This is a genomic window from Porphyrobacter sp. GA68, from assembly GCF_022605525.1.
In the GTDB taxonomy this organism is placed as follows: domain Bacteria; phylum Pseudomonadota; class Alphaproteobacteria; order Sphingomonadales; family Sphingomonadaceae; genus Qipengyuania_B.
In genome coordinates this window covers 1-7782 of sequence record NZ_JAKQYJ010000004.1, presented here as the reverse complement: position 1 = coordinate 7782, position 7782 = coordinate 1, and the positions used below count along the sequence as shown (strand labels likewise).

General features: G+C 60.5%; 8 protein-coding genes. 4 read left to right on the top strand and 4 right to left on the bottom strand.

What is annotated here, in order from left to right; genetic code table 11:
* Positions 1 to 187 (bottom strand): hypothetical protein (locus LHJ54_RS12795; RefSeq protein WP_241721459.1); only part of this gene is annotated, 187 nt, incomplete at its 3' end.
* Between LHJ54_RS12795 and LHJ54_RS12655 the strand changes: the two genes are divergently transcribed.
* Together LHJ54_RS12655 and LHJ54_RS12650 are read left to right on the top strand one after the other, a co-directional pair.
* Positions 128 to 901: an alpha/beta fold hydrolase gene (locus LHJ54_RS12655; protein ID WP_241721458.1), complete on the top strand. Its 774-nt coding sequence runs from the start codon at positions 128 to 130 to the stop codon at positions 899 to 901. The genes LHJ54_RS12795 and LHJ54_RS12655 overlap by 60 nt on opposite strands.
* Entirely contained in the window at positions 898 to 1392 is a 495-nt protein-coding gene (locus LHJ54_RS12650; RefSeq protein ID WP_160734466.1) for a hotdog fold thioesterase, read from the top strand. The genes LHJ54_RS12655 and LHJ54_RS12650 overlap by 4 nt, the downstream gene beginning before the upstream one ends.
* On the opposite strand, the gene LHJ54_RS12645 is transcribed toward LHJ54_RS12650, so the two are convergent.
* Genes LHJ54_RS12645 through LHJ54_RS12635 form a run of 3 tightly spaced genes read right to left on the bottom strand, consistent with a single transcriptional unit; the run spans position 1322 to position 5410 of the window.
* Positions 1322 to 2782, bottom strand: a complete 1461-nt coding sequence (locus tag LHJ54_RS12645; protein WP_160734467.1) for an efflux transporter outer membrane subunit — start codon at positions 2780 to 2782, stop codon at positions 1322 to 1324. The genes LHJ54_RS12650 and LHJ54_RS12645 overlap by 71 nt on opposite strands.
* 10 nt (positions 2783 to 2792) lie before the next feature.
* Positions 2793 to 4364 carry an MDR family MFS transporter gene (locus LHJ54_RS12640; RefSeq protein WP_160734468.1) on the bottom strand — a complete coding sequence of 524 codons (1572 nt, stop codon included), beginning with the start codon at positions 4362 to 4364 and terminating at the stop codon, positions 2793 to 2795.
* Positions 4361 to 5410 carry an HlyD family secretion protein gene (locus tag LHJ54_RS12635; RefSeq protein ID WP_228244237.1) on the bottom strand — a complete coding sequence of 350 codons (1050 nt, stop codon included), beginning with the start codon at positions 5408 to 5410 and terminating at the stop codon, positions 4361 to 4363. Before LHJ54_RS12635 ends, LHJ54_RS12640 begins: the two co-directional genes overlap by 4 nt.
* A gap of 203 nt (positions 5411 to 5613) precedes the next feature.
* On the opposite strand from LHJ54_RS12635, the gene LHJ54_RS12630 reads away from it, so the two are divergent.
* Together LHJ54_RS12630 and LHJ54_RS12625 are read left to right on the top strand one after the other, a co-directional pair.
* Positions 5614 to 6105 carry a MarR family winged helix-turn-helix transcriptional regulator gene (locus LHJ54_RS12630; protein WP_228244236.1) on the top strand — a complete coding sequence of 164 codons (492 nt, stop codon included), beginning with the start codon at positions 5614 to 5616 and terminating at the stop codon, positions 6103 to 6105.
* Between the two features lie 4 nt (positions 6106 to 6109).
* Complete coding sequence (locus LHJ54_RS12625) at positions 6110 to 7696, top strand: AarF/ABC1/UbiB kinase family protein (RefSeq protein WP_228244235.1); 1587 nt, start codon at positions 6110 to 6112, stop codon at positions 7694 to 7696.
* Positions 7697 to 7782 lie beyond the last annotated feature (86 nt).

The following is a 7782-nucleotide window of genomic DNA, read 5'->3' as shown; positions in this document are numbered from 1 at the left end:
GAGAGAAACCTTTACGATTGAGGGCGCAGGCGCGATTTCTCTTACAGCCGAGGCTGAGGGGGATGCCTACGCCATACCCGTCCTTCTTGCGCACGGCGGCGGGCAGACACGGCGCGCGTGGAGAAGGGTGGTCAGCGAGCTGGCTCAAGCCGGCTTTCGCGCAATCGCCTTCGACATGCGCGGTCACGGAGACAGCGATTGGTCGCCATGCGGAGCTTATGAAATGCGCGACTTCGCGGCGGATCTGGTCGCTGCAGCGTCGCGCCTGGACCAGAAGCCAGCGCTGGTCGGCGCTTCACTGGGCGGGCTCGCCGGACTGATTGCCGAAGGGGAGCTTGCTCCAGGTAGCTTTGCTTCGCTCACATTGGTCGACATTGCCCCGCTTATGGAACCCAGCGGTGTGATGCGCGTGGTTGGTTTCATGGAAGAGCATGTCGATAGCGGCTTCGCCTCACCAGAGGAGGCGGCCGACGTGATCGCTCGCTACATGCCGCATCGTCCCAGGCGGGGCGCGAGCGATGGTCTGAAAAGCTATCTGCGGCAGAAGCCGGATGGGCGCTTCTATTGGCACTGGGACCCTGTGTTTATCCGTAATATAATGTCAGCCAGACAAGGCGACCCAGACAGCCAAGAACGTCAATCGGCAATGCTGAGCCAAGCTGCGGCGAATCTCACGCTTCCGCTTCACCTCATCCGAGGCGGCTCTAGCGACCTTGTTTCCGAAGAGGCCGTTTTGCATCTGCGACAACTCGCCCCCCATGCAGAATACACCGATATTGCCGATGCCACGCACATGGTCGTGGGCGATGCGAACGATGCCTTTTCCGCCGCTATCGTCGATTTCCTAGGGCGCTATCACTCATCCGATACGGCTCAGCCACAGGGGACGAGGGAGCTATGATCGATCGAGAGCGCTTGCAGGAAATGCTGAATATCGCGCCGTTTCACCGATGGCTTGGGCTGGAGATTGCAACATGCTCCGACCAGTCAATCTCGATCACCATGCCATGGCGCGAAGAGATCGTGTCGAACCCTATGATTGGGTCGGCGCATGGAGGGGTCCTGGCTTCACTGGTCGACCTCACCGGGCTTTATACTCTGCTTGCCGGGGGCGTCGCGGCGAGAGCGACGGCCGATCTGCATGTCGATTACCACCGTCCTGCAACCTCAGGACCTCTCACTGCTCACGGACAGATCGTGAAGATCGGGCGACAGATTTCGGTGGCGGAAACCCGGGTTCTCGAGCCCGACGGCAAGTTGGTCGCCAGCGGCAGGGGCGCTTACTTCTCGTCAACCGGATCAATTGATCAGCGCCGCGGGACTATTGATCTCGAACAGGCTCTTGCCACCCAAGGCCCAGCGACTTCTGCAGCGCAATCCACGACAGCGTAAGGGCGCCTCTTGCCCGGACGAGGTCTCCTGAGGCCTGCTGCTGTTCTCGCAGGGCCCGGTTGAGGTCAGCCTTCGAGATCGCTCCTGCGGCAAAACGTTGGCGGTTCAGGTCTGCCGCGACGTCAGCCTGCTTCTTGATTTGCATACTGGCAGCGAGCGCAACACGCTGCTGGCCGAAGCGAGCCAAGGCACGTTCGGCGTCTTGCAGTGCCAGAAGCACCGTCTGCTGGTAATTGGCGACTGCTTCGTTGCGCGCTGCCCCGGCTTGGTCGATCGCAGCGTCTACCCTGCCGAAATCCAGAAAATTCCACTGGAGGCGCGGAATCGCGAGTGCGGAGAAATCGCCGACATCGACAACGTCGTCCAACGAGGATCCGCCGAGGCCCAGGATCCCTGTGAAGGACAATTTCGGGAACCGCGCCGCCTCGGCCACCCCGATCCGCGCCGTCGACGCGGCAAGAGACCGTTCGGCCGCCCTTATGTCAGGCCGACGCGCCACCAGGCTTGCCGGATCGCCGATCGCGACCTGCTCTGGCGGCATGGGAATGGAATGCGCAGTCGTGAGCGCTGCATCAACTGATCCCGGCACCTGTCCGGTCAGTATAGCGAGTGCATCAGACAGGACTGCGATATCCGCTTCAGCTTCGGCAAGTTGTGACTTGAGCATCTGCAGTTCGGCATTCGCGGTGCCTACCGGGAAAAGCGGCAATGCACCGCGCTGATAGCGTTGGTATGTCAGCGCCAGGATCTCTTCCTGCAACGAAATCTGCGCCTCAAATTGTTCTGCGCGGAATTGGGCCTCCCGCAAATTGACGTAGGTGCTGGCCACTTGGGCAGTCAACTGGACCTTTGCGTCCTCTGCATTGGCCACCGTTGCAGCAGCTTGGGCATTGCTGGCTTCAATGCGCCTGCGCGAGCCACCGGCGAACTCCAGCTCCCAGTTGGCGTTAAGGCCCACATTGAAAAAGCTGAGCGAGTCATCGGTTTCTGCGTCGGAATTGGTTTGCTCTGACGGGGGGGGCGCCCCGCCTTGAATGTCGAGACCAGGAAGCCGGCCCTGCACGGTGGTGGCCTGTGCCCCAAGCGATGGCATTCGACCCGCACGGTCTTGCCTGATGGATGCCCGTGCCTGGGCAATGCGCGCCTGCGCTGCGGCGAGCGAAGGGTTGCCGGACAGCGCAGCCTCCACCAGCCGCGTCAACTCGGGATCGCCGAGCAGCAGCCACCATTGAGCGACAACCGGATCAGATGCGCTCACATCACTGCCAGCGCGCACAAAGCGAGTGCCCGTGTCTGCTGACACAACTTCCGGGGGGCCTGCATAATCGGGCCCTGCCGTGCATCCAGCTAGCAAGGCGATAGTGATAATCGGAGGTAGCAAGTGGCGCATCGTGTAGGGCTCAGTGCATCGAAAGGGAGACATTTTTTGGAAGCGGCCTCAGGAAGAGGACCAGCGGAACCGTCGCGAGGGTCAGAATCCCCATAACCAGGAACACATCATTGTAGGTCATTATGAACGCCTCGCGTTGGAGGGTGCGGCTCAGGACGGCCATCGCCCCCTCCATGCCGCCGAAGTTTCGCGCCAGCCCGTCGAGATAGTCCTGTAGCGAAACGCTGTTCGCATTCAGGGTCTCTTCCATCCGCCGGCTATGATGCCAGATCCGCTGGTCCTGGAACGATGCCAGTGCCGAAAGAGCGAAAGAGCCACCGAGATTGCGGGCCGCGTTGAAAATGCCCGAGGCATCGCCCGCGTCTTCCTTGGCCACCGACGCAACCGTTGCCTGATTCAGGAACATCATCGCAAGTATCATTCCGGCCCCGCGGATAAGCTGACTTTCAGTGAAGACAGCGCCGCCGGATTCGGCGGTCAGACTCGTGCTGACAAAGCAGCTGATCGCCATCAGCAGCATTCCGGTGCCGACGGCAATGCGGATGTCCACCTTGCGGATCATCAGGGGCAGAACCGGCATCAGGAGAAAGGCCGGGACACCCATCCAGAAGATGACCAGTCCCGTCTGAAAAGCATTATAGTCAGAGATGATCGCGAGGAACTGGGGGATAACGTAGGTTGAACCATACATCACCATGCCCAGGGCGAGCGCCATGATCGCGACGCTGGCGAACTGTCGATTGAACAGGAGCCGAAGTTTCAAGACCGGCTTGCGTGCTTTCACTTGTCCGTAAATCAAACAGGCAAAGCCGATAATGGTCACCATCGTTAGCAAGCGAATGAGAGAGGATTCAAACCATTCCTCGCGGTGGCCCTCCTCAAGGACGACCGTAAGTCCGCCCAGCCCCAAGATAAGCCCGACAATGCCCGCCCAATCGGCGTCCGTGAGATATTCCCACTTGGGCTTCTCGTGAGGCAGCCCGATAAACAGCAAGAGCAGCAGGATTGCGCAGACTGGCACATTGACGAAAAAGGCATAGTGCCAGCTCAGGTTCTCGGTCAGCCAGCCGCCGATCAATGGCCCCATCACGGGGCCAAGAACCACAGTCATGCCGAACAGGGCCATTCCGATTGGCTGTTGGTGCGGCGGCAATCGTTTAGCCACAATAGTCATTGCGGTCGGAATGAGGACTCCGCCCATGAAGCCCTGGCCCGTTCGGCCAATGATCATGGTCGTAAGGTCGGTGGCTACACCGCATAGCACCGAAAATGCGGTGAACGCGCTGACCGCGATGATGAGGAGGGTTCGCAGACCGAACAGCCGTTCCAGCCAAGCGCTCAGCGGAATGACGACGATTTCAGCAACGAGAAATGACGTAGCAATCCAGGTGCCTTCGGCGCCTGTGGCACCGATCTCGCCCTGAATGACGGGGAGTGCGGAATTGACGATTGATATGTCCAGCGTCGCGAGCATGGCGCCGAGCGCGCCCGCGGCCACAGCGACCCAGGCAGTCACGTCTGCGTTCTTTCGGCTCCCGGCCGGCCCGATCGAAGTGTCCTGCGCTGCCAGTATCTCGGTCATTGAGTCCGACTCGAGATCTCTTCCAATTCGCCGGCAGCATTCCGGGTGTCGACCGTAGCCACTACCGACATGCCGGGAACGAGCAGACGCCGCACTTCAGGGGGAGCATCGATAGCGATGCGGACGGGTATCCGTTGAACGATCTTGGTAAAGTTGCCGGTGGCATTTTCGGGGGGGAGGATGGAAAATTCCGCGCCCGTTCCCGGCGATATGCTGACCACTCGTCCCGCGATCTCAAGGCCTGGCAGGGCGTCAACTTCGAGCCTGACGCTCTGGCCGGCCCGGATGAGGCCGACCTGCGTTTCTTTGAAGTTCGCGGTCACGTAGATCGCGTTCACCGGAACCACCGTCATCAAACGTTGACCCGGTTGCACGAACTGGCCCACCCTCACCGAGAGATCGCCGACGCGGCCGGCCTTGCTGGCGCGCAGCAAGGTCGATTCAACCGTAAGGTCGGCTGTTTCCAGCTGAGCGCGGGCAGCGTCCGCCTGCGCCTGGGTCTGGCTGATCTGCTCGAACAGGGTCCCCCGGCGAGCGGTCGCGGCAGCCACCGCCGCCTGCGCAGCGGCGAGTTCGGCCCGCGCCTGCCGCGCCTGCGCCTCATACTGGTCTAGCTTTTCCCGCGGTTCGGCTCCTGTCGCGGCAAGGGGCCGATATCGCGCCACCTGGTCGTTCGCGAGGTCCAGTGCTGCGCGCGCGGCGGCGAGTTGGGCCCGCGCCTGGCGAATGGCTGCATCCTGTTCGGCTACCTGAGAACGGATTGTGTCGGCACCGGCCAGGGTCGCAGCGATCTGCGCGCGCGCCTGTTGCGCTTGCGCCTGATAATCCCGCAAATCCAGTTGTACGAGGGCTCCGCCGCGAGCAACCTGCTCGTTCTCCCCCACGAAGACCTCTTCGACGTATCCCGCTACCTTGGAAGAGATAACGACGCTGTCGGCAGCGACATAGGCGTTATCGGTCGACTGCATGTACTGTCCGTAGGTTACGTGCCGGTAGTACCACCAGATCCCGCCAAGCAGCACGGCAAGACCAACGATGATTAGCACGATGCGCAAGCCACGACGCGATTGCGGTTTCGTTGGGGTTGTGCCCTCCTGCTCCGGTTGGTTGGAGTTATCGGTCATCTGACTCTTTCGGCAGCCTCAGTAAAAGGTGAACGCGTCTCGCGCCCTATGAGCCGTGAGTCAAATAGTAAAGGCATTTAGCAGTTTGCATTTGGGCATCCGAGGCTATCCGACTACACAGCGCTATGGATGAAAAACCAGATACCATGTCACGGTCTCAGCGTCGGCAGAAGGTCATCACCGATGATGACCGCATTCTCTATCTTATGGACGAGATCAGTCGCGGCGCGCGCAGAGTGTACGATGCGAGGGTCGCCAGGATCGGTCTCAATCAGACACAGTGGAGGATCATCGGACAACTTCTTCGCGATCCTGCCCTTACGCAGGCTGAAATAGCGAAGAAACTGGAGCTGGAATCGGCAACCATCGGCCAGGCGGTTGCAGGCCTTTGCGCACGAGGGCTGATGAAAAGGCTTCGAGCTGAGACGGATCGGCGAGCTTGGCAGCTCATCCTCACGGAGCAGCTTGACGATCTGCTGCCCGAACTGAGAGGCTCCGCGGATAGGCTTCATGACCTACTTTGGCACGACATTGCCGCCGACGAGAAACGGGCATTGCGGCGGATCCTTGCAAGGGTATCGGAAAATCTGGACCAACACCGGGCCGAGGCTGAGTAAAAACATGTCTTCGCCCCAGGAAAAACCTATCGGCAGCATCGCTCGCGCCGCGGAGATCGGCCAAATCCTAATGAGGCACGGCGCGAAGAATCTCGCCGGAGCCCTCGGATTTATTCCCTCTTCGAGCAATGTCATCGATCCTCGCGAATTTCGCCCGGCCGCAGTTGTCGCGTTCCTCCGTGACATCGGGCCAGTCGGCATAAAACTGGGGCAGCTCCTCGCCACCCGAAGCGATCTGTTCACCGAACACTGGATCACGGCATTCTCAACCCTGCACGATCAGGTGTCGCCAGTGCGCTTCGCAGATATCGAGCCCGTACTTGCTTCAAGCTGGGGTGAGGACTGGCGGAACGACTTTGCGCAGTTCGACGAAAAGCCTTTGGCGTCCGCCTCGATTGCACAGACCTATTCCGCCGAGCTAAGGGACGGTAGCAAGGTCATCGTGAAGGTTCGACGCCCGGGCACCGCCGCGCGGATGGAAGCCGATGTGCGTCTGCTTGTGCGTCTTGCCGAGATCGCAGAAGCACGCTCTCCTGACATCGCGCGTTACCGGCCAGTCGAGTTTCTGCGGACCTTCGGCCGCAATCTTGCCTGGGAGATGGACCTCGCTGCGGAATCCCGAGCCTGCGAGCGGATCGGCGCATATCTCGATACCATCGGCGTCAGGACCCCGGCCATCCATTGGGAACTGACCGGGCTGCGGGTGAACGTTCAGGAACGCCTGTACGGCAGGCCCGCGTCTTCGCTGGGCAGCCCATCGGGCGACCCGCGGGTGACGGCTTTCGCTAAAAGCTATGCCAACGCTGTCCTGCGGATGATCATCCTGAACGGCGAATTTCACGGCGACCCCCATCCGGGTAACGTCTTCCTGATCGGCGAGCAGGATGTCGGCTTCATCGACTTCGGATCAGTCGGGACGCTCACCAAGGCCAGGCGCGACGAGATCGTCCGCCTCGTGCTTGCGATTGCTGGTGAGAAAACCAGCGATGTCGCGAATGTCCTGCTCGCATGGGCGGGGGAGCCGAAGGTGGATCGCGATGCGCTCGCGGTGGATCTGGATCAGTTGATCGGAGAGTTCAGGGGAACCGTGCTATCTGGCATCGAGTTCTCGCAGATTTTTTCCCGCGTTTTCGACCTGTTGCGGGATTATCGACTGGTTCTGCCACCTGATCTGGCCATTCTTCTGCGTACCTTGTTGACTGCAGAGGGCTTCGTCCGATCGCTGGCACCGGACTACAACATCGCCGAAGAGACCCGGCCGATCATGACGGAGCTTCTCGCCGAGCGGTTCTCGCTCGCTAGCGCTCGGTCGGGTTTGAAGAAACTTCGCGGTCAGCTGCTGGGGTTGTCGGCGTCCTTGCCCGACATACTCGCCACTGCGAACTCGATCGCAAAGTCAGGATATGTGCCGGTTCAGCTCGATCCGCTCAGTATCGAGCAGCTCGCTGGACTTCGCAATGAGCGGCAGTCCTTGAAAGGCCCTCTAGCTGCCGCATTGATCGTGGCTAGCGCATTGCTTGTCGATCAATCCTGGCTTCTGGCTGGCGGCGCGCTTGTGGTTGCTGGGGTGGTGCTCATCCGAAAGTCATAATGAAGGAGCAACTTAATTCGTGCACGGTCACGATACGGCAAAGCCGAACTTAACGAGGATTTCATGCGCCTCACTTCAGCGACCAA